This window comes from Lederbergia wuyishanensis, from assembly GCF_022900255.1.
Taxonomy (GTDB): domain Bacteria; phylum Bacillota; class Bacilli; order Bacillales; family Bacillaceae_C; genus Lederbergia; species Lederbergia wuyishanensis.
Genome location: NZ_JALIRM010000010.1, coordinates 72561 through 93635, shown reverse-complemented (window position 1 = coordinate 93635; position 21075 = coordinate 72561). Strand labels below are relative to the sequence as shown.

21 protein-coding genes, 2 riboswitches and 1 other annotated feature are annotated in these 21075 nt (G+C 36.2%); of the genes, 18 read left to right on the top strand and 3 right to left on the bottom strand.

Annotation, left to right across the window (positions count from 1 at the left end; translation table 11 throughout):
• Positions 1 to 2: 2 nt before the first annotated feature.
• Positions 3 to 404, top strand: a complete 402-nt coding sequence (locus tag MT489_RS14150; protein WP_244682211.1) for a DUF6157 family protein — start codon at positions 3 to 5, stop codon at positions 402 to 404.
• A gap of 216 nt (positions 405 to 620) precedes the next feature.
• On the opposite strand, the gene MT489_RS14145 is transcribed toward MT489_RS14150, so the two are convergent.
• The gene (locus MT489_RS14145; RefSeq protein ID WP_244682210.1) at positions 621 to 1208 is read right to left on the bottom strand and encodes a Uma2 family endonuclease; all 588 of its coding nucleotides are present in this window, start codon (positions 1206 to 1208) and stop codon (positions 621 to 623) included.
• Between the two features lie 104 nt (positions 1209 to 1312).
• On the opposite strand from MT489_RS14145, the gene MT489_RS14140 reads away from it, so the two are divergent.
• The 13 genes from MT489_RS14140 (at position 1313) to MT489_RS14080 (ending at position 14948) form a co-directional block, all read left to right on the top strand.
• Positions 1313 to 1858: an NADPH-dependent FMN reductase gene (locus tag MT489_RS14140; RefSeq protein WP_244682209.1), complete on the top strand. Its 546-nt coding sequence runs from the start codon at positions 1313 to 1315 to the stop codon at positions 1856 to 1858.
• Between the two features lie 294 nt (positions 1859 to 2152).
• Positions 2153 to 2399, top strand: a binding site (T-box leader).
• A 47-nt stretch (positions 2400 to 2446) separates the two neighbouring features.
• Positions 2447 to 3442, top strand: a complete 996-nt coding sequence (locus MT489_RS14135) for a tryptophan--tRNA ligase (RefSeq protein ID WP_244682208.1) — start codon at positions 2447 to 2449, stop codon at positions 3440 to 3442.
• Positions 3443 to 3565: 123 nt separating this feature from the next.
• Positions 3566 to 4273, top strand: a complete 708-nt coding sequence (locus MT489_RS14130; RefSeq protein WP_244682207.1) for a nucleotidyltransferase domain-containing protein — start codon at positions 3566 to 3568, stop codon at positions 4271 to 4273.
• Positions 4274 to 4293: 20 nt separating this feature from the next.
• Positions 4294 to 5283 (top strand): phosphotransferase, encoded by a 990-nt coding sequence (locus MT489_RS14125; protein ID WP_244682206.1) that lies wholly within the window; start codon positions 4294 to 4296, stop codon positions 5281 to 5283.
• A gap of 665 nt (positions 5284 to 5948) precedes the next feature.
• Positions 5949 to 6758 carry a bifunctional DNA-formamidopyrimidine glycosylase/DNA-(apurinic or apyrimidinic site) lyase gene (gene mutM / locus MT489_RS14120; RefSeq protein WP_244682205.1) on the top strand — a complete coding sequence of 270 codons (810 nt, stop codon included), beginning with the start codon at positions 5949 to 5951 and terminating at the stop codon, positions 6756 to 6758.
• Positions 6759 to 6770: 12 nt separating this feature from the next.
• The gene (locus tag MT489_RS14115; RefSeq protein WP_244682204.1) at positions 6771 to 7625 is read left to right on the top strand and encodes a deoxyribonuclease IV; all 855 of its coding nucleotides are present in this window, start codon (positions 6771 to 6773) and stop codon (positions 7623 to 7625) included.
• A gap of 386 nt (positions 7626 to 8011) precedes the next feature.
• Positions 8012 to 8989: a Gfo/Idh/MocA family protein gene (locus MT489_RS14110; RefSeq protein ID WP_244682203.1), complete on the top strand. Its 978-nt coding sequence runs from the start codon at positions 8012 to 8014 to the stop codon at positions 8987 to 8989.
• A gap of 84 nt (positions 8990 to 9073) precedes the next feature.
• Positions 9074 to 9625, top strand: coding sequence for a nucleoside/nucleotide kinase family protein (locus MT489_RS14105; RefSeq protein ID WP_244682202.1), 552 nt, complete (start codon positions 9074 to 9076; stop codon positions 9623 to 9625).
• 241 nt (positions 9626 to 9866) lie between these two features.
• A riboswitch (FMN riboswitch) is annotated at positions 9867 to 9998 on the top strand.
• 142 nt (positions 9999 to 10140) lie between these two features.
• Positions 10141 to 10272, top strand: a riboswitch (FMN riboswitch).
• 152 nt (positions 10273 to 10424) lie between these two features.
• Positions 10425 to 11507, top strand: a complete 1083-nt coding sequence (ribD, locus tag MT489_RS14100; RefSeq protein ID WP_244682201.1) for a bifunctional diaminohydroxyphosphoribosylaminopyrimidine deaminase/5-amino-6-(5-phosphoribosylamino)uracil reductase RibD — start codon at positions 10425 to 10427, stop codon at positions 11505 to 11507.
• Positions 11508 to 11516: 9 nt separating this feature from the next.
• Positions 11517 to 12155 carry a riboflavin synthase gene (ribE, locus tag MT489_RS14095; protein WP_244682200.1) on the top strand — a complete coding sequence of 213 codons (639 nt, stop codon included), beginning with the start codon at positions 11517 to 11519 and terminating at the stop codon, positions 12153 to 12155.
• A 19-nt stretch (positions 12156 to 12174) separates the two neighbouring features.
• Positions 12175 to 13365, top strand: coding sequence for a bifunctional 3,4-dihydroxy-2-butanone-4-phosphate synthase/GTP cyclohydrolase II (locus MT489_RS14090; RefSeq protein WP_244682199.1), 1191 nt, complete (start codon positions 12175 to 12177; stop codon positions 13363 to 13365).
• 12 nt (positions 13366 to 13377) lie between these two features.
• Positions 13378 to 13842, top strand: coding sequence for a 6,7-dimethyl-8-ribityllumazine synthase (gene ribH, locus MT489_RS14085; protein WP_244682198.1), 465 nt, complete (start codon positions 13378 to 13380; stop codon positions 13840 to 13842).
• A gap of 125 nt (positions 13843 to 13967) precedes the next feature.
• Entirely contained in the window at positions 13968 to 14948 is a 981-nt protein-coding gene (locus MT489_RS14080; protein ID WP_244682344.1) for a ketoacyl-ACP synthase III, read from the top strand.
• 54 nt (positions 14949 to 15002) lie between these two features.
• On the opposite strand, the gene MT489_RS14075 is transcribed toward MT489_RS14080, so the two are convergent.
• Positions 15003 to 15911, bottom strand: a complete 909-nt coding sequence (locus MT489_RS14075; protein WP_244682197.1) for a DMT family transporter — start codon at positions 15909 to 15911, stop codon at positions 15003 to 15005.
• 184 nt (positions 15912 to 16095) lie between these two features.
• On the opposite strand from MT489_RS14075, the gene MT489_RS14070 reads away from it, so the two are divergent.
• Positions 16096 to 17091: a zinc-dependent alcohol dehydrogenase family protein gene (locus tag MT489_RS14070; RefSeq protein WP_244682196.1), complete on the top strand. Its 996-nt coding sequence runs from the start codon at positions 16096 to 16098 to the stop codon at positions 17089 to 17091.
• Between the two features lie 400 nt (positions 17092 to 17491).
• On the top strand, positions 17492 to 18040 hold the full coding sequence (locus MT489_RS14065) for an NADPH-dependent FMN reductase (protein WP_244682195.1): 549 nt from the start codon (positions 17492 to 17494) through the stop codon (positions 18038 to 18040).
• A 51-nt stretch (positions 18041 to 18091) separates the two neighbouring features.
• Here MT489_RS14065 and MT489_RS14060 read toward each other — a convergent pair whose 3' ends face one another.
• Positions 18092 to 18838 (bottom strand): DUF3784 domain-containing protein, encoded by a 747-nt coding sequence (locus MT489_RS14060; RefSeq protein ID WP_244682194.1) that lies wholly within the window; start codon positions 18836 to 18838, stop codon positions 18092 to 18094.
• 118 nt (positions 18839 to 18956) lie between these two features.
• Between MT489_RS14060 and MT489_RS14055 the strand changes: the two genes are divergently transcribed.
• On the top strand, positions 18957 to 19946 hold the full coding sequence (locus tag MT489_RS14055) for a D-alanyl-D-alanine carboxypeptidase family protein (RefSeq protein ID WP_244682193.1): 990 nt from the start codon (positions 18957 to 18959) through the stop codon (positions 19944 to 19946).
• A 105-nt stretch (positions 19947 to 20051) separates the two neighbouring features.
• The gene (locus MT489_RS14050; RefSeq protein WP_244682192.1) at positions 20052 to 20972 is read left to right on the top strand and encodes an aldo/keto reductase; all 921 of its coding nucleotides are present in this window, start codon (positions 20052 to 20054) and stop codon (positions 20970 to 20972) included.
• Positions 20973 to 21075: the final 103 nt, after the last annotated feature.

Here is a 21075-nt window from a genome sequence, read left to right as displayed (position 1 = left end):
TTTTGAGCTACAAAAACACTCTCATTACGATTTCAGAAGATTCAAAGGTCACATCTGCAAAGGTACCTGTCGCTAAAAACGATAAACCCACGGTTGCTTCCATTGAGTATGATTTGATCAAGAATAGTCCTTATAAATACACTCAAGACGATATACAATTTAAAACGTACTTAATTAAGAATCAAATTGAGGAAATCAATGTAGACGAGCTACGGGAGCAATTTTTTTCAAAACCAAAGGCTTGCTTTAGAGCCTCTCCCTTAGTAAAAAATTATGGATGGGGAATCCATTATGATGATGAAGGAAAAGTGGCTATTTATGATGTTGATAGTGAAACATATCAACAATTGCTTGATCAGGATGAGATTATGAAGGTAAAAGGAATGCGTTCGAAGAGAAAATAAACGATGAAGCTCCCCTTATTTAGGGGAGCCTACTAACTGTTGACAAACGATTGCTTTCTTCGTTGCTCTCCTTCTTGCAGTGCTTATTGCCCAATGTGACAACTCCTAGCCGCATAAGTTGGCTCCTCGAAAGCTAAATGTTTTCAATTAGTACGAAGTAGTTCTACATTAATTTGTCTACAAACTTATTATTTGGATGGTTGTTAATATTCTAAGTTATCTCGGCAATTCCGCCGCCGCATCCATAATTTCTGCTATAGTAAAAGAAATACATTTTATTTGTTCGGATTGAACGGTATCTTCTCGTCCGAAAACATTCAAAAGTTCATAGCTGTTATTAACTAACACGTATTGTTCCAAGACTTCATTCGCGGGATCGACAATCCAATATTCAGGAATCCGATACCTTGCATAAACTTTAAATTTTTCGAATCTATCTCTTTTAATAGAATGGGGTGACAATATTTCAGCAACTAAATTTGGAATACCCTCAATTCCCCTTTTTGTAATTATCTCCATATTATTACGATGAATCACGACTATATCAGGCTGACGTGCTTCCGTTTTAGATAAAATCAAATCGATTGGTGACGCAAAGATAATGTATTCTTGCTGGCAACTATTCATTAGTATGGTCAATAACTTTGTGCTAATGATCTGATGTTTTGGAGTTGGTGCAGGAGTCATCAACTCCAGAATTCCACTTACCAATTCATACCTTTTTCCATCATCGGGAAGCTTTACATAGTCATCATAAGTGATTTGAGCTTCTTTTAGGATAAATTTTTCATCACGAGATTTCATACATACGCCTCCTTCTCATCATATAGGTTCATTATATCCTATATCTTTAAATGAAGAAGGATATAATAAGATATAGAAATAGGAGTTTGATTGGAGGAGGTTTTTTGAAGATTGTCGGTATTTCTGGGGCGCTTTCAGGTCAAAAAACATCACAAATGGTTAATGATTGTCTATATGCTGTGAAGAAAGCCAATTTGGATGTAGAAATTGAGTTAATTGATCTAAAGGATTTTGATATAGAGTTTATGCAAGGTGTGCCGTTATCCTATTATAATGATGACACCCAAACAGTGGTGAACAAGATTTTGAAGGCAGATGGTATAGTGATTGGTACGCCAATTTATCAGGCGTCGATTTCTGGGAGCTTAAAAAACTTGTTGGATCTAATGCCAGAGCGAGCTTTTAAAGGAAAAGTTGTCGGTTATATTTCCAATGCCGGTTCTGATAAACATTTTATGGTGGCGCAATTTAATTTGGAGCCAATCATTCGTTTTCTTGGTGGGATTATTCCTCCAAAGAATGTATTTGTTAATTTTGACCACTTTGATCCTGAGGATAATATAATCATTGATAAGCGAGTGAAGGAAAGAATCATGGATTTTGGAAAGATGCTTGTCAAGATGACAGAGCAATTGGGTAGTGATTATTAAGGCTTACGACTCTTTTCTAATGTGAGGAGAGTTCTTTATAAACATTTTGGGCATAGCTTTATAATGTGTTGATGGGGCGATCAATAGCTACAATCCATGACTTATTGAACTACAGTGGTAAACTAATAAAAGGCATTCGGATTCAATAAATCTTTAACATTATTAAAATCATGTTAATTTTTGGCGTCGATATATGCTTGTAAAGCCTTTTTATAATTCATTTTTAGTCGATTAAATAGCGTTCTGGAGTCTTGTTATTTATTATTTCATATTTTAAAATACAACATAATATAAATGTAAGCGATGAAGAAGAAGAGTAATCTATATGAACGCTTTAGAGAGCTGATGGATGGTGGGAATCAGTGCGGAATTATAGGTGAATGGGCTTCTGAGCATCTAGATTGAAATAGCAGTAGGTCTAGCGGAGTGTCTTACCGTTAAAAAAGACAACGTATCGAAATGGTTTATCGTTTCCGTACGGAATAAGTGCGTTTACATTGTAAACGAATGAAGGTGGCACCACGGGTTACTCGTCCTTTTTAGGCGGGTAGCCCTTTTTGTATTTTATAAAAAGTTTGGAGGGAAATCATGAAAAAGACAATTTTAACAGGTATAAAGCCTACAGGGAAAATTCATTTAGGAAATTATATTGGTGCAATCAAGCCAGCTTTAGAATCGGCAAAGGTAGAGGATTATCAAGCAGCTTATTTTATTGCAGATTATCATGGTTTGACAAAAATTCATAATGCGGATGAATTTCGGCAGCTATCTTATGGGATTGCCGCAACATGGCTTGCATTAGGACTCGATCCTGAAAAAGTGATTTTTTATAGACAATCTGATGTTCCTGAGATTTTCGAGTTAAGTTGGATTTTGACATGTTTTTCGCCAAAGGGATTGATGAATCGGGCACATGCTTATAAGGCTATAGTGGAAAACAATAAACAAGCCGATAAGGATGCAGACTTTGGGGTCAACATGGGAATTTTTACTTATCCAATATTGATGGCAGCGGACATATTACTTTTTCGTACGAACATTGTTCCAGTTGGAAAAGATCAAGTCCAACATGTTGAAATCGCCCGCGATATTGCCGAGAGCTTTAACAATATCTATGGAGAAACATTTTTACTGCCAGAATATCAAATTCAAGAAGACACAGCAGTATTACCAGGATTGGACGGACGAAAAATGAGTAAAAGCTACAATAATACGATTCCGCTTTTTGAAGATGAAAAGAAATTAAAAAAGCTTATTAATAAAATTAAAACGGATTCGTTACCGCCCGAAGCAACGAAAGACCCGGACTCTTCTATCTTATTCTCTCTCTATCAAGAGTTTGCTGCACCAAGGGAAATTGAGGAATTGAGAATACAATATGAAAAAGGAATTGGGTGGGGAGAAGTAAAACAGGAATTATTTCGTGTCATGAATAGATTTCTAGAACAGCCACGAGAAAAGTATAATGAATTAATGGCTTCACCAGAGGTATTAGATGAAATTTTAGCGAAGGGCGCAGAAAAGGCTAGATCAGTTGCGGTTCCGTTTTTAAAAGAAATAAAAAAGATGGTCGGATTGTATTGAAATTATTATGATTCCTCGTTATGAGGGGTCATTTTTTTAAAGTTGAATATAAAAAGTAACTGAAGGTTTTTGTACAGAAATGAAGAATAAGTGAATAGATAGAATCAAATTGGAGGAATATGAATGAAACTATCAAAGTTCGATGCAATAAATAAAATGGTTGGTGAAAAGTTTCCCTTATGTAATGTTGTCTTTTTGGCAGGAAGTGCAGCAAGGGGAGAAGAGACAGCTACCTCTGATTTGGATATTATCGTCATGGACGAAACAATTGATACAAATTTTAGGGAAAGTTTTTTTCTATATGGTTGGAAAATGGAGGTATTCATACATAATAAACAAACATATTTAGACCAATTCAATATGGATAGAGATAAGGGAATTCCTATATTAGGGAATATGTTGGCAGAAGGTAAGATTATAAGAGACAATGGCACTGCGCCAAAAATTAAAAATACAGCGATAGAATTCATTAAAGCGGGGCCAACTCCATTAAGTGAAAGCTTTATCAATGCATCAAGATATTTCATTTACGACCTCCTTGATGATTTTTTAGATGCAAAAAGTCATTACGAAGCGATTATTACTTTAAATACAATTTCTATCCAACTTGCTGATTTCATTTTAAGAGTAAACGGACAATGGGCTGGAAGAGGGAAAGGGTTAACAAGGGCATTACAAAGATATGACCATAAACTTAGTATGAGGTTTTTTAGTGCTTTGGATTGTTACTATAAAGAAGGAAATAAAAAGCCTTTTATCAATTTCGTTGACGAAATTTACGAGCCACTTGGAGGTCGTTTTTTTGATGGTTTTGTACAAGGGAAAAAATAGGTTGGTAAGGGAGATTTAGCATGGTAGTAATTGAATCAGAAGAAGTAATATTAAACGATATTATCAAAACATGTAAACGTATATTTGGTTTTCAAATATTAGAAGTTTCTCAAATAAAAAGAGGCTGGCTTAATCTAAAGTGGAAAATAACGACGTCCGAAGGCACCTTTTTAGTAAAACAATATAATAAGGAAAGATTTAAGCTTTACAACCAGGAAGAATTACTATTAGCTTTCTCACAACAACAAAGATTACATAATCAAGGTTTTCCATGCCCAAGGCTGCTTTCATATCAAGGTAAGGTCATGTTTGAAACCAATAATGGTGAACTTTTTATCGTTATGGAGTTTTGTAATGGTCAAGTGGTTCCTCCGGGAAATATGAATACCAATCAAATGTATGATTTAGGTCGATTCACTGGTCTGATGCATCATGTGTTAAATGACGGCACAATTTTGAAAAAGAAAGTAACTAATTTCACACCTCCTAGTCGAGAGGATAGAATGGAGTACTGGAATTCAGTTTTGATAGATGTTAACAATTCTTCACTGGAGCATTTAGTCCCCATTATGGAAAGGCAATATCAACTAACGAAAGAACTTTCAATCGATGAATTTTCATTGATTGAAGCAGGTTGGGCTCATAGGGACTTATGGGCAGATAATCTATTATTTGAAGAAAATCATCTAGGTGCAATACTAGACTTTGACAGATTAAATTATGACTACCCCCAACTAGATATTGGTAGAGCTATCATCTCTTGCTCTTTAAATGAAAATTCTCTTAAGGTTGATACAATTGAGGCGTTTAAAGAGGGCTATTGCGAACATATTTTAATAGATTCTCAGTCGCTTATCAGTTCATTAAGATTTTTGTGGTACTTGGAAAGTACTTGGTGGATTAAAATCGATATGGATCAATTTACTGGACCGCCAACCCGTTTTAAAAAGGAAATGCTCTGGCTTTCTGATAACTATAATGAGTTGGATTCATTGTTAGGAGGATGTTAATCTTTAGGAGTTTAAGGCCGGTAAATAATAGTATGGAAGAATGAAATAAGAGTATTTTATCTGAACATAAACAAAGCTGGGATGTAGCAGCAAAATGCTTTTTTTGGAAGACATCCGCTTCCTGAATATGGACCAATGGCACCAAGTGAAGATGAACTAAACTTATTAGGTGAAGTTAAGAATTTAAATGTTTTAGATATTGGTTGCGGCAGCGGGCATTCATTATGAAGGAAAGAGGCAGCTGAATTGGATTTATCAAAAAACAAATAGAATTAGCGACTATATTACTTGCAGAAGTTATAGAGGATTTAACAGTAAAGATGAGGTTCTTCAAAAGGAAGAGCCTTTTTTCTTGTGGTGAAACGTAATGATTTTTAGAAACTGAGGAATAATATTTTTAAAGTGTCAACTTTGCTTGAAGAGAGTTGCACTCAGTTAAACGGGAATAGAAGCTATCTGAACGGGAATAGAATGCCTTCGAACGGGAATGAAAGCTGTCTGAACGGGAATAGAATGCCTTCGAACGTGAATGGAAGCTGTCAAACAAGAATAGAAGTCTCCTAAATGAGAATAGAATCCAGTAGAATACCCTTTAACGGAAACAACCTCGACCAAACACCAATAAAATTGTATCAGTGGATCAGAAACCTTTTTGGAGGGAAATCATGCCAGAACTGCCTGAAATGGAAACATATAAATCAATGCTCCAACAAAAGATAGGTGGAAACACGATTACGGATATCTTCATTAATCGAGAAAAGTCTATTAATGTGCCAACTAATGAATTTTTACAGCGAGTAATTAATCAGAAAATCGAATCTATTGGTAGAAGAGCTAAATATTTAATTTTTCAGCTGCAAAATGGCTCCTGTTTGCTATTGCATCTAATGCTAGGTGGTAGGATGTTTTATGGAAAAGAGGAAGAAAAACCAGATAGAACCGTGCAAGTACAGTTTTCGTTTGGAAATCAAAATCTATATTTCATTGGGTTACGACTAGGTTACTTGCATCTATTATCCACAGAAATGATTGAAAAGGAACTGCAGAATATTGGACCAGAACCGCTGGACCCAAATTTTTCATTGGACGCTTTCCTTACTGCATTGAAAGGGAGAAAAAGCAATTTAAAAACATCGTTAATAAATCAAGAATGTATTGCGGGAATTGGAAATCGTTATTCTGATGAAATTCTTTGGCATGCACAGCTTTTACCTGAAAGAAAAATACACGAACTAGATCAGGACCATATTGCTCGTTTATATGATTCAATAAAGTTTATTCTTAAACAAGCTATACAGAATGGTGGCTACATGAGCGTGCCTCTTTTTTCTGGGGACAAACGAACGGGTGGCTATAATAATATTATGAAGGTTCACGGTCTTGAAGGAAAATCATGTGAGCGTTGTCGTTCACCTATTATCAAAACAGAGATTTCCTCTAGAAAAACCTATTTCTGTAAAAATTGTCAGCATTGAAGGAGAATATTTATGATATTTGGTTGTCACCTTTCAATTAAAGATGGATATTTAGGTGCTGCAAAGCGTGCATACTCAATGAATGCTGGAGCTTTTCAATACTTCCCAAAAAACCCCCGTAGTTTATCGGTTAAAGACTTCGACCAAAATGATGCTGCTTTATGTAAGGCGTTTTGTGAGGAAAATAACATTCTTTCTGTTAGCCACTCCCCATATCCTACTAGTTTGACACCTATTAATGAGCAAAAGCGAAATCAAGTGATTCAATCTTTGTTAAATGACTTGGAAATATCCGATGCTTGCGGCTCAATTGGTGTTGTCGTTCATTTTGGCAAAGAGGTCAGTCATCTAACCCTACTGGAAAGCTATCAGTTAATAATAGAAATGTTAAATGAAATTCTTAGCGAGTGGGAAGGGAATGCAAAAATATTGCTGGAAAACAATGCGGGGATCCCCGGTGCATTCGGTACAACTTTGGAGGAACTTGTACAGATTCGAAGATTGTGTAATTATCCTGAAAAAATAGGTTTTTGCTTTGATACGTGCCATGCTTTTTCTTGTGGATTATGGGATGGGGAAAATTGGGATTTATTTTTAGAAAATGCCCTAGTCCTTGGATACTTGGATCATTTAAAGCTTGTTCACTTTAATAATTCTAAATATGATACTCGCATAGGAAAAGACCGGCATGCTCCAATTTTTGGACCGGGATATATAAAAGAGACTCAGTTCGATCAATTGGTACAAACACCACAGTTCGCAAACATCCCATTTGTTTTAGAGACTCCTAAAGAAGAAATACCACATGAAAAGGAAATAGAACTTTTACAGGAAAAATGGGGCGATCATGGAAAGGTAAAAAATTGATAGCTTTAACATCTGGATATTGATATTTTTGTTTTTCCTCTAAATATAGCACTTGCTAGTTAATAGTAGGCCACATTTCATAACCAAGGGGTTTAATCAAACGATTAATTGATAGTAAAAGACAACGTTTCAATCAAATGTTTGATTGAAATGGAAAGCAGTAATTAACAAATAAATACTTAAAATAAAAAGGAGCAAATAGATATTAATCAATCGATTGATTGAAATAAATAGGCGTTTAGATGTTTCAATTAAACGATTGATTAAAGTTTTGGACTTTCCATATAAGCTTCTTCTTCACAAAGTATCTGGTTTAAAATAAAGCATTTAAACAAAAATTGAGTTATAATTTAGAAAATACATATTACTGGAAAGGGGAAACAAACATGTCAGAGAGAAAAATTAAATGGGGAATTATGGGTCCTGGTAATATATCCCGTAAATTTGCTTCTGATTTAGTACAATCAGAAAATGCAGAACTTGTTGCAGTTGCTTCAAGAACAGAGGGGAAAGCGGCTGCATTTGCAAGCGAATTCAATATTCCACGCTCCTATAGTAATTATGATGAATTTGTACAAGATCCAGAATTAGAGATTGTATACATAGGAACTCTTCATCCGCAGCATAAGGAATGTGTATTGCAATGCTTAAATGCAGGAAAAGCAGTTATATGTGAAAAACCATTTACGATGAATGCTGAAGAGGCCGAAGAATTAATTAAGGCAGCGAGAGAAAATAATACGTTTTTGATGGAAGCAATGTGGACACGTTATTTACCTGCCGTTGTTAAGGCAATGAATTGGATTAAAGAAGGTAAAATTGGTGAAGTGAATATGCTGACTGCCAATTTCGGATTTAATGCTGGCTGGAACCCAGGAAGCCGCTTGCTAGATAAGAAATTGGGTGGTGGAGCAATGCTTGATGCTGGAATCTATCCTATTTCATTTGCTTCATTAATTTTTGGAACTCAACCTACCAACATCAAAAGTAGTGCGCACATTGGAGAAACTGGCGTAGACGAGTGGTTTTCTGCCCTTTTTGAATACGGAAATGGAAAAACAGCCATGTTGAATGCAGGCATTCGTTTAAATTTGGCTAATGATGCTTATATATATGGAACAGAAGGTTATATCCATTTACCGAACTTCTTGTTTGGAGCAGGAGCCTATTTACATCGTCCTGGTTCAGAAGTAGAAGGATTTAAAGACGAACGTAATCAGCACGGCTATATTTACGAAGCGGAAGAAGCAATGAAATGCTTACGAGAAGGTAAAATCGAAAGCTCCATCATGCCATTGGATGAAACATACGACATTATGAAAACAATGGATACATTACGTAAACAGTGGGGCTTGGATTATTAAGGTTTACTATAAAATAAGATTTGCAGCAAGCGAGATTCTCACAAAAAAGAGTCTCGCTTTTTTAATAGGGAAAGGGGTATGAGGATGGGGCAAAAACCAATAATAATATCCATTGCCGCTGTTTCAGGTGGTGGAAAAACAACCATAACGAATGGATTAAAGAAAAGATTGGATAACGCTAAGGCTTTATATTTTGATCAATATGAATTTGATAAAAGTCCAACGGATATTTGCAAATGGGTGGAAGATGGTGCTGATTATAATGAATGGAACTTAGAATCGTTAATAACCGATATTCAATGTATACTGGATGATCCAACCATTCGTTATATTATTCTTGACTATCCTTTTGCCTACTTAAATGACAATATAAGTGATTGTATAGACTTAGCAGTTTACGTAGACACCCCATTGGATATTGCTATGGCGAGAAGAATAACTAGGGATTATTCAAATAATAAATGGGAAAATATTCAAAGTGATTTAACGAACTATTTATTAAGAGGAAGGCTAGCCTACTTGGAAATGGAAAAATCCGTAAAACCTAGTTCGGATATTATTCTGGATGGCTCTTTATCAATTGAAATGATTGTTGAGAAAATAATAACGGAGATTAAGAGAAAAAGTAGATTTTAGGGGCTAAAAATGAATATATTGGTCATTTAGCGCAAGCTTGAAAAAAAGATTCGTTTAAATCCAGATGGATCATCTGTTTTCATAGCCGAAGTTGATATTCGAACTAATTTTGGATTTTTAATACTAAAAAAGTATCTTTTTGTGTATCATAAATAAGCAAACTCTTTTAGTCTTTATTTTGGTTGTAAAATTTTAAAAGATGAATTTTATGACACATAGTGTTACAATGATTTTCAAATAGATAGTCCTTCGGGGTCGGGTGAAATTCCCAATCGACGGTGATGAAGCAATTCTAAGCCCGTGAGCCTTGCAAAAGGCAGGATTTGGTGAGAGTCCAAAGCCGACAGTATAGTCTGGATGGGAGAAGGATGTATTGAGCATTGCTTATTTCTTTGGAAGAAAAATGTACTTCTAGAGGTTTATTTGTTCATGCTTAAAATACAAAAACTCCTAATCCCGTAGAGCTAATCTATGGGGTTTTCTATTTTACGAAAGCTCCGACAAACTTAATAGGTATAGTCCTTCGGGGTCGGGTGAAATTCCCAATCGACGGTGATGAAGCAATTCTAAGCCCGTGAGCCTTGCAAAAGGCAGGATTTGGTGAGAGTCCAAAGCCGACAGTATAGTCTGGATGGGAGAAGGATGTATTGAGCACAGCTTATTTCTTTGGAAGAAAAATACACTTCTAAAGGTTTGTTTAAACATGCTCAAAATACGAAAAACTCCTAAAACCTCGTAGAGATCAATCTACGAGGTTTTCTTTTTCTATAAAGTTAGGTTTTAGATGGGAGGTGGAAAAATGAACGACGAGTTTTATATGGATTTTGCTTTAAAACTAGCGCAAGTATCCGATGGGCAGACTTCCCCAAATCCTACGGTAGGTGCAGTCGTTGTCAAGGACGGAGAAATAATCGGATTTGGTTCCCATTTAAAAGCAGGATTTCCACACGCTGAAATCAATGCTTTGAAAATGGCTGGAGATAGGGCTGAAGGCAGTACGATTTATGTTACTCTTGAACCGTGTAGCCACCATGGGAAAACACCTCCATGTGCTAATGCACTAATAGAATCTAGAGTGCATCGTGTTGTAATTGGTTCAATGGACCCTAATCCCCTAGTCGCAGGTAAAGGCATTGGACTTTTGAGAGATGCTGGGATTGAAGTGAAAACAGGCGTTTTGAAAGAAAAAGCGGATGAGCTGAATAAAGCTTTCTTTCACTTTATTCAACACAAAAAACCTTTTGTCACCTTGAAACAGGCAATCACTCTGGATGGAAAAATTGCTGCTGAAGCAGGCAAAGATCAAAAAATAACAGGTAAAGAAGTACAAGAAGATGTTCACTTAGATCGTGAGAGACATGACGCCATTTTAGTCGGAATCGGAACTGTTTTATCTGATAATCCGTTGTTGACGAACAGATATGGGAAGACAAAAAAACAACCGATACGAATCATTTTAGATACTCATTTAAAGATAACGCCTGATAAGAAGGTAATTACCGACACCAAATCCAAAACATGGATTTTTACGGGTTCAGACGTAGAAAAAGATAGGATTACTAACTTTACACAATCACATGTGGAAATCATTCAACTCTCGAATTCTTCCATTGAGATTGATGAGGTGCTTGCTATCCTTGGAAAGCGCCAGGTGAGCAAGCTTTATGTCGAAGGTGGAAAAACCATCAATGCCAGTTTTTTGAAGTCGGGATATGTAAATCAACTCATTACGTATGTAGCCCCGAAAATAATCGGAGGTAATTCGGCAGTTCCAATGTTTGGTGATTTAAATGTTAAGGAAATGCCAGCAGCTTACGGATTAACTTATCAAAATGTGGAAGTAATTGGAGAAGATTTGAAAATCACATCGGTATTGAAATGAGGTTACGCCATGTTCACAGGTATTGTTGAGGATATAGGTAAAGTCAAAGCAATAAAGAATGGATTACGGAGTATGCAGTTGACGTTAGAATCTAAAAAGATCTTAGAAGACATTCATCTTGGTGATAGCATTGCGGTAAACGGTATATGCTTGACCGTTGTTGAATATTCCACTACTGCCTTTACGGTAGATGTTATGCCCGAAACAGTAAAATCCACAAATATCCAATCTTTACATATAGGGCATCGGGTAAATTTAGAACGAGCTATGCCATCAACAGGTCGATTTGGGGGTCATTTTGTATCAGGGCACGTTGACGGAACAGGTGTGATTTTACGAAAGAGAAAAGTTGAAAATGCAGTCTATATCGATATTGGGATTAGTGAAGAAATGAGCCAATTTTGTATGTTAAAGGGTTCGGTTGCTATTGATGGCATCAGTCTAACAATTTTTGATATTCAACCTACAAAGTTGACTGTTTCCTTAATTCCTCACACCTTTAAGCAAACAATTTTTGGGGATAAAAGAGAGCAGGAATTAGTCAATATAGAAACTGATTTGCTATCTAAATATGTAGTGAATCATTTGAATCGAACTCAAAAAGAATCATCAATAACGATGGATCTTTTAAAACTTAATGGATTTTAAGAAAGGCGGTGTAGAGAGTATGTTTAGCACTATTGAAGAAGCAATAGACGATTTGACAAAAGGCAAAATCATCATTGTTGTAGATGATGAAAACCGAGAAAATGAGGGAGATTTTTTGGTGCTAGCCGATTATGCTACACCTGAAAATATTAATTTTATGGCAAAGCATGGACGGGGATTGATCTGCACGCCTATTACAGAAAAACTGGCAAAGCAACTTAAATTATTTCCAATGGTTCATGAAAATACAGACAATCATCAAACAGCCTTTACGGTAAGCATTGATCATAAGAACACGAAAACTGGAATTAGTGCGTTTGAACGTTCTGAAACCATAACTAAACTTTTAAAATCGGAATCAATAGGAGAAGATTTTCGTCGTCCAGGTCATGTTTTTCCCCTTGTTGCAAAAGAAAATGGTGTGCTTGAGAGACAAGGTCATACAGAAGCTGCGGTAGATTTTTCAAAACTTTGTGGTGCTAGCCCCGTAGGTGTCATTTGTGAAATTATGAGTGATAACGGAGAAATGGCAAGAGTGCCAGAACTAATTGAAATGGCTAAGGAATTTAATATGAAATTAGTGACCATTTCAGATTTAGTAACTTATCGATACAAGCATGATCAATTGGTGAAACGTGAAGCATCTGTAAAATTGCCAACTTCATTTGGAGAATTTCAGATGATCGGCTATTCCAATCAGATAGATGGTAAAGAACATGTTGCTATTGTAAAAGGAATTGCTGCAAAAGGAGAGGTTCCTCTTGTGCGTATTCATTCTGAATGTCTGACAGGTGATATTTTTCATTCAAAACGCTGTGATTGCGGACCACAATTAATACAATCATTGGCTATGATTGAAGAGGCTGGACAAGGAGTCATTCTTTATATGAGTCAAGAAGGCCGAGGCATAGGGTTAATTAACAAGTTAAAAACGTATGAGTTGCAAGAACAAGGCTTTGATACGGTTGAGGCGAATGTAAAACTAGGATTTCCTCCAGAAATGCGTGAGTATGGGCTATGTGCCCAAATGCTTCGTGATCTTGGGATTTCACGAGTAAGATTAATAACGAATAATCCTGAGAAGATTGAAAGTTTGACAAGATATGGTATTGAGGTTGTGGAGCGGGTTCCAATAGAGATTCCTGCAGTAGAAGAAAATAGACAATATTTAATGACCAAGAAAGAAAAAATGAATCATATTTTAGCATAGGAGAGATGAAAAATGGGGCAAGTTTTTGAAGCACAACTAATCGGAACGGATTTGAAAATTGGAATAGTGGTAGGAAGATTTAATGAGTTTCTTACAGGGAAATTATTGGGCGGTGCTTTGGACGGCCTGAAACGTCATGGTGTTTCTGAAGAAGATATTGATGTTGCTTGGGTGCCAGGGGCCTTTGAAGTCCCATTCATAGCAAAAAAGATGGCGGAAACAAATAAATATGATGCCATTATCGGTTTGGGAACTGTAATACGTGGATCGACGACTCATTATGATTATGTATGTAATGAAGCGGCGAAAGGCATTGCTTCAGTAGGTTTGACAACTGGTGTGCCGGTGATTTTTGGTGTTGTGACAACAGAAAACATCGAACAAGCCATTGAGCGTTCGGGAACAAAGTCGGGGAATAAAGGTTACGATGCAGCGGTTTCAGCAATTGAAATGGCTAACTTGAACCGTCTATTTTAATCTTTATGCGAATTATTAATTCAATCAGGGCTGTATCCAAATGGATATAGTCTTTTTTTTATGAATTATTACCAGGTGCTAATACTTGGTGGTATAATTAAAATAAAAAGGAGTGAAATCGTATGATTCAATCTAAAGCCCGGATTACTGCCATCGGTACCTATGTCCCTGAGAAGAAATTAACAAATGAAGATTTGGAAAAAATGGTTGATACGAATGATGAATGGATTGTACAGAGGACTGGAATGAAGGAAAGAAGGATTGCAGGTGATGATGAATTTGCATCCCAGTTAGCGTATAAAGCAATAGAAGATTTGATTGAAAAATATAATAAAGATGTAAAAGACGTTGATTGTATTATAGTTGCTACGACCACAGCAGACTATGCGTTTCCTAGTGTTGCCTGTCAAATTCAGAATCACTTTAACATTCCTTGCACAGGAGCATTTGATTTGAATGCTACATGTGCGGGTTTCACGTATGCTTTACACCTCGCAAATAATTTAATTACCTCAGGCGCCCATAAAAAAATATTAGTTGTAGCAACGGAAACTTTATCCAAAGTGACAGATTATAAAGATAGAACAACTTGTATTTTATTCGGGGACGGGGCAGGCGCGATGCTAGTGGAATATGATCACGAAAATCCAAGTTTCTTGGCTGCCCATATGGGAACAAATGGCGAAGGGGGCATTAATGTCTACCGTACCTCTTTTTCGACGACTATGGATGGAAAGGCATTGAGTGATACAGGAAAAATCGTTCAGAATGGCAGGGAAGTATACAAGTGGGCATCAAGGACTTTACCAGAAGGAATTCACACATTATTAGGAAATGCTCAATTAGATATTGAGAATATTAATTGGTTCATACCCCATAGTGCAAACTTAAGAATGATTGAATCTATATGTGAAAAATCAAATATATCGATTGAAAAAACATTAACAAGTGTAAAATATTATGGAAATACCTCAGCTGTGTCGATTCCTTTGGCTCTTAACCTCGGTATCGAAGAAGGGAAAGTGAAAAATGAGGATACATTGTTGCTTTACGGCTTTGGAGGGGGACTCACACATTTAGGGCTTGTAGTAAAGTGGAATATATGAAATGGATAATAAAAGAGGAAAGGGTGACTAAATTCCCTTTCCTCTTGCTTTATTTTACTTTGCTATTTTATTTATCGTTATCGTATTAGCCCTTGCTTTGGAACGCTCTACATTCCCATATACAATACCACCTAATATTAAAACGACTCCTAGCCATTGTGACATGCCAACATGTTCAGCTAAAATGACTGAAGCCATTGTAACGGCCACTGGAAGTTCGGAAGCAGATAAAATCGTTCCAAGACTTGGTCCGACATGTGGCATTCCAATTGAGAATAAAAGTGGTGGCAAGGCAACGCCGAATAAACCTAGTAATAATCCATACGGTGCCACTCCCATCACGACAGGGATATTAGTTAAAAATACAGGCGGGAATATAGCACTTACTGTCAAAAAGGCACCAGTCGCAATAAGTGTGCTTCTTTGGACAGGTGGTAAATATTTTTCAACTGAACCACTTAGAAAAATTGAAATCGTAAAAGTTATCGCCGAAAGCAAGCCCCAAACAGAACCTTGCCATGTAATAGTTACTCCTTTGTCAACGACAATTCCTGCTGCTAATACAGAACCAATAACTAAAATAGAAATTGATATTATTTTATTGAGATCGGGTTTTTTCTTGAACAAAGCCCATTCTATAAATGTTCCAATCCATACGAATTGAAATAAGAAAATGATCGCTAAAGATGCGTTCAATGATTGTAAGGCCTGATAGTAAAATACACCTGTTAAACCAAAAGGAAGTCCTGACAATAAAAGCTTCCCAAATTGTTTGAATTTCACTTTTTGTTTTTTTGTAAATAGGAAAATCAACCAAATAAGTAACATGCCAAAAAAGTATTGGCCGCCGATTACTTCTGTTACGGAGAAACCAGCTGCATAAGCAAGCTTAACAACAGTAGACAACACCCCATATGAACATCCACCTAAAAAAACAATTAAGGCATATTGCCATGTTTTCATATGTTCCACCTCTTTCTATACATAGAAAAGCCACGCAACTGCTTTTATACAGTTGTGTGGCGAAAATAGAGAATCTCTAGAAAAGTCCACAGATAATTTTTAGTATTTAAGTTACGATAATAAGTATAAAATTGGCGAGAGATCATGTCAATGAAAGAAGTAAGGAAAAAAAGGAGTCTTTTTTATGGCTAAATGCGTTAAATACTATGATTTTGGAAAGCCACAAGATGTGCTGAAAGTTGAAAATAGGCATGTTCAAAACCCAGGTCCTGGGAAAATTCTTGTACGAATGATTACGAGTCCAATCAATCCTTCTGATTTAATTCCTATTTATGGATCCTATTCACATCGAATTTTTTTACCGGCAATTCCTGGCTACGAAGGTGTTGGGGTTGTGGAGGAAGTCGGTCCTGCCGTACCAAAAGAATTACTTGGTAAGCGTGTCTTGCCACTTCGTGGGGAAGGAACTTGGCAAAACTATGTTCGAGCGTCTGCAGAATTGGCTATTCCTATTCCGGTTACTATAGACAATTTAACAGCCGCACAATTATACATAAATCCAGTTACCGCCTGGATTATTTGTAAAGAGATATTAGAATTAAAACCTGGCGATGCTTTACTAGTAAATGCCTGCAGTTCCTCAATTGGGCGTATTTTCGCTCAATTATCAAAAATTCTTGGTTTTGAACTAATTGCTGCGGTAAGAAATGATATTCATACTAAAGATTTAATTGAACTTGGCGCTTCATACGTTATCAATACATCTGAATCATCATTAGTTAATATGGTTCGGGAATTAACGAATGGACGAGGAGTGTCAGCTGCAATCGATTCTATTGGCGGATCATGCGGAAACGAATTGGCATGTTGTCTAAAACCTAGCGGAATATTTTTATCGATCGGACTTTTATCTGGAAAGCCAGTCGATTGGAAAATAATATCGCAGAAAGGTGAGGTAAAATTATTTCATTTACGGCATTGGAATAAACAAGTTTCTGTTAAAAAATGGCATGAAACATTTGAACAATTGATTTCCTATATTAGCGAAAAAAAATTGAAACTGATGCCCCCATACGAACATTATGACTTAATTCATGTAAAAGAAGCTGTCCTTGCAGTTGAATCCCTTGATACAAATAGAGGGAAAGTGTTTTTGAAAAGCGAACTACTTCAACTGTGATAACAGATCATAAATGATTCATTGTACCCGTTTAGTGGAAAAAAGTAAGCTACAAGGTCACGATGGACATTTCAACGTAAAAAAGAAAAAGTGTGCTTCAAGGTCACGATGAAGCAATCATCGTACCCATAAACAAGAAAATATGAACTCTCAAGTCACTTCGAAGCAATCAATGTACCTATATACAAAAGACTCCAACTCCGAAGTAACTATGAATAAATAGAGTGCCTGTAAATTAGAAAACGGATAATTATTATTGGATATAAATCACAACAATTGACATTCTATGATTATATAAATATAATAACTTACATAAAGTAACTAACTAATGAAAAAGAAAATAATTTTATAAGGTTAGTTATTTAACACATCATAGAGTCAAATGTAGGAGGAACAATACATGGCACAAGAAAAATTAAACATTGGAATCATTTTAGGAAGTACTCGTCAAGGACGCGTAAGCCCACAAGTTGGAGAATGGGTAAAAGGAATAGCGGACAAGCGTGGCGATGCTAACTACGAGATCGTAGATATATCAGAGTACAAATTACCGTTTTTAGGAGAAGGATCTGGTGAAGAACCAGGATTACAAGCATGGAATCAAAAGCTTGCTAGTGTAGATGGATTTGTTTTCATCGTTCAAGAATACAATCACAGCATTACAGGTGCATTGAAAAACGCATTAGATTCTGCTCGTGATGTATGGTATAACAAAGCTGCAGGAATTGTAAGCTATGGTTCAACAGGTGGGGCTCGTGCAGCTGAGCATTTACGTGGTATCTGTGGAGAATTGAAAATAGCTGATGTACGCACACATCCGACACTTTCTTTATTTACAGACTTCGAAAACTTCAGCGAATTCAAACCAGCTGAATTGCATCTACAAAACGTGAATACAATGCTTGATGAAGTAGTTTCTTGGAGCGGAGCATTAAAAACTTTGAGATAATAGTAAAAATAGAAGGAAGGCTTACGTTTTTAGTAGCCTTCCTTTCTAATATTATTTTTGACTTTCCCACACTTTTAATAAAGATTCGTAAATATTTTTTGTATCTTCACTGTTTTTTCGATTTAAAATCAAATAGTTATTTTTAGTAGTTACATATAGATAAGGGGTATTTTTCCAATTTACGAATAATAAGCCATTGCCATAAGGTTCTTCCAATAAAAAATTCCCTTTTAATTGTCCAGCTGTTGCAAAGCCATCCGACTTCATAATCACTTCTGGAAGTTCCTCCAGTAGTTCAACAGATTTGATATCCTTAATAGGCCACTCCACACCATACATTCCGGATATTTCAAACGTTTCGTGGTTAACAGTGACCTCGTTGTCTACCAAGCCTGCAATTGTGAGCCACCCAACTAAACCGATAGTAACTGCCATAATTCCACTTGTAATCCAGTACATTTTCTTACGTTTATGAGGGACTTCAAATTTTTGCATCCAAATGAGTCCGCCAAGCAAAACAACTAAAAACAGGGCAATTCCAATTTCAAAACCATAAGGAATAGGAAGTAAACCTAACAAGAATGTCGCTGCAAATATAAAAAACGTAATTTTAAAAATCCTTCCTAGTGCCTCAATGTACCCATTTTGAATTAAATATTCCTGTTCCTCCTTAGGTCGATTTAAAAATCCTGAAATCAGGCTGTATTCCTTTTTCTTTACAATCAAATACGTCAAACCGCCGTGAATGATTAATGCCCAGCCCATAGCGATTATAAAAATAATTGTACCTGTACTCATAATTACCACCATCACAATACTATTTTCTTATTAATACGGAATGGTTTTTAAAAAGATTCATTCTAATGAGTGAAATCTTTGCTATATTAAATATGATAATCTGTTTTCTGGAGGAATTATGAAGCTATCAAAAAAAGTCATTATACCAATCTTACTATTATTCATAATAGGAATCGCCTTCTTTATTAAATCTACAAATGAAACAAACAAACCGTTGACCGTTAGTTTTTTGCCGCTGCAACAACATGAGATAGAGCCGAAAGTATTTACAATAAAAGTCATTCATAAGTTAAAGGACATAAATATAAATGCTAAATCTGCAATATTGATTGACGCCCGGGATGGAAATATTCTTTACGAAAAAAATAGCGATGAACCTTTTCCTACGGCGAGTATGTCAAAAATGATGACTGAGTTTCTAGTATTAGAGGCAATAAAGGAAGGAAAACTTGAATGGGATCAGTCCATCACTGTCAGTGATTATGCATACACCATTTCCAATACTCCTGGTTTTGCATCGGTATATTTAAAAAAAGATCAATTATATACAATTCGTGATTTGTTTTACGCAATGGCCATTCATTCGGCAAATGGTGCCACAATTGCATTAGCGGAGACAGTTTCGGGAAGTGAGAAAAATTTTGTTGTGAAAATGAATGAAAAAGCGAAAGAACTTGGTTTGAATAATTCAATGTTTGTAAACAGTACTGGGCTCAACAACAACGATCTTGGAGAATATCGATCAACTGGCGGACTCAATGATGCTAATGAAATGTCAGCAAGAGATTTAACGATTTTAACGAAAGGATTAATCACTCAATTTCCTGAAATTCTTGAAATATCATCAACGTCAAATTTTACATTTGGTGGTCAAACATACATAAATACAAATTGGATGTTGGCAGGAAACAATGAACATGTGAGCTTCGAGGGAGTCGATGGTCTCAAAACAGGTTTTACAGATGAAGCGGGCTATTGTTTTACAGGTACTGTGGAAAAAGATGATATTCGCCTAATCTCTGTAATTATGGGAACAGGGACTTCATTGGAACGTTTCGTAGAGACCAAAAAGCTTTACGAAGTAAGTTTTGCTCAAGTAGAAAATTAACTCTGTAAAAAACTATCAATATTTAAAACTAGTGGAAACCCTTTCCATTATGGTATAAATGTAATATGAAAGCATTACCAAAATAAAAGTGTAGGGGTGTTGTTTGTGAAGTATAGACGCTTAGGGAAAACGGATTTAAATGTTTCCGTTGTCGGAGTCGGCACATGGCAATTTGGTGGTGACTGGGGTAAGAATTTTAACCAAGATGAAGCTGATGCCATTCTGACACGCGCTAAAGAGTTGGGCATTAACTTAATTGATACAGCAGAATGTTACGGTCCTCATCATATGTCAGAGCGTTTTATTGGTGATTTCCTTAAACGCGATCGACGCGAAGATTGGGTAGTTGCATCCAAGTTTGGCCACAAATGGCATGATCATTGGGAAAATGCATGGAGTGTTGATGCAATTCGCATACAATTAGAGGAATCCCTTAAAGCTTTACAAACAGATTATATTGATCTCTATCAATTCCATTCTGGCTCGGACCAAGATTTTGATAATGATGATTTGTGGACAATGTTGGACAAGCAAGTTCAAGCGGGGAAAATTAGAAACCTAGGAATCTCCATTGGCAGTAATGCGAATATATATCAAACATCGAAAGCAACTGAGGTAAATGCAAAAGCGATTCAAGTTGTGTATAACAGAATTGATCAAGTTCCTGAAAAAGAAGTGTTCCCTTCTTGTATTGAACAAGACTTAGGTGTACTAGCTCGTGTTCCTTTAGCAAGTGGGTTTTTAAGTGGTAAATACAAGCCTGGTGCTGTTTTCAGCGATAATGTTAGAAAAGGACGCAATCGAGATGAAGTAGACGAAAAACTTCGTCTCGTAGAGGAAATCCAACAAAATGAAGTGCCTGAAGGTGTCAATATGGCTGAATGGGCGCTTGCTTGGTGCCTGCAGCATCCAGCTGTTACGTGTGTTATCCCAGGTTGTAAGAGCCCTGAACAAGTTGAAATCAATGCTAGAGCAGCTTCGCTGGATATTGTAAAAGATGACCATCCAAGCGCTGTGACGGTATAATGTAAATATATCTTTTTAAAAAATATGCAGTCCTGTGAATAGTTACAGGGCTGCATATTTTTATAAAAAGGAAAGGAGCCGTTAATAATTTAGTAAACCGAGT

Bases quoted from the DNA above. Each gene is read 5' to 3' on its own strand.
- MT489_RS14145 (WP_244682210.1), bottom strand. From the start codon at position 1,208: ATGAAATCTCGTGATGAAAAATTTATCCTAAAAGAAGCTCAAATCACT.
- MT489_RS14135 (WP_244682208.1), top strand. From the start codon at position 2,447: ATGAAAAAGACAATTTTAACAGGTATAAAGCCTACAGGGAAAATTCAT.
- MT489_RS14130 (WP_244682207.1), top strand. From the start codon at position 3,566: ATGAAACTATCAAAGTTCGATGCAATAAATAAAATGGTTGGTGAAAAG.
- MT489_RS14125 (WP_244682206.1), top strand. From the start codon at position 4,294: ATGGTAGTAATTGAATCAGAAGAAGTAATATTAAACGATATTATCAAA.
- mutM (WP_244682205.1), top strand. From the start codon at position 5,949: ATGCCAGAACTGCCTGAAATGGAAACATATAAATCAATGCTCCAACAA.
- MT489_RS14115 (WP_244682204.1), top strand. From the start codon at position 6,771: ATGATATTTGGTTGTCACCTTTCAATTAAAGATGGATATTTAGGTGCT.
- MT489_RS14110 (WP_244682203.1), top strand. From the start codon at position 8,012: ATGTCAGAGAGAAAAATTAAATGGGGAATTATGGGTCCTGGTAATATA.
- MT489_RS14105 (WP_244682202.1), top strand. From the start codon at position 9,074: ATGGGGCAAAAACCAATAATAATATCCATTGCCGCTGTTTCAGGTGGT.
- ribD (WP_244682201.1), top strand. From the start codon at position 10,425: ATGAACGACGAGTTTTATATGGATTTTGCTTTAAAACTAGCGCAAGTA.
- ribE (WP_244682200.1), top strand. From the start codon at position 11,517: ATGTTCACAGGTATTGTTGAGGATATAGGTAAAGTCAAAGCAATAAAG.
- MT489_RS14090 (WP_244682199.1), top strand. From the start codon at position 12,175: ATGTTTAGCACTATTGAAGAAGCAATAGACGATTTGACAAAAGGCAAA.
- ribH (WP_244682198.1), top strand. From the start codon at position 13,378: ATGGGGCAAGTTTTTGAAGCACAACTAATCGGAACGGATTTGAAAATT.
- MT489_RS14075 (WP_244682197.1), bottom strand. From the start codon at position 15,911: ATGAAAACATGGCAATATGCCTTAATTGTTTTTTTAGGTGGATGTTCA.
- MT489_RS14070 (WP_244682196.1), top strand. From the start codon at position 16,096: ATGGCTAAATGCGTTAAATACTATGATTTTGGAAAGCCACAAGATGTG.
- MT489_RS14065 (WP_244682195.1), top strand. From the start codon at position 17,492: ATGGCACAAGAAAAATTAAACATTGGAATCATTTTAGGAAGTACTCGT.
- MT489_RS14060 (WP_244682194.1), bottom strand. From the start codon at position 18,838: ATGAGTACAGGTACAATTATTTTTATAATCGCTATGGGCTGGGCATTA.
- MT489_RS14055 (WP_244682193.1), top strand. From the start codon at position 18,957: ATGAAGCTATCAAAAAAAGTCATTATACCAATCTTACTATTATTCATA.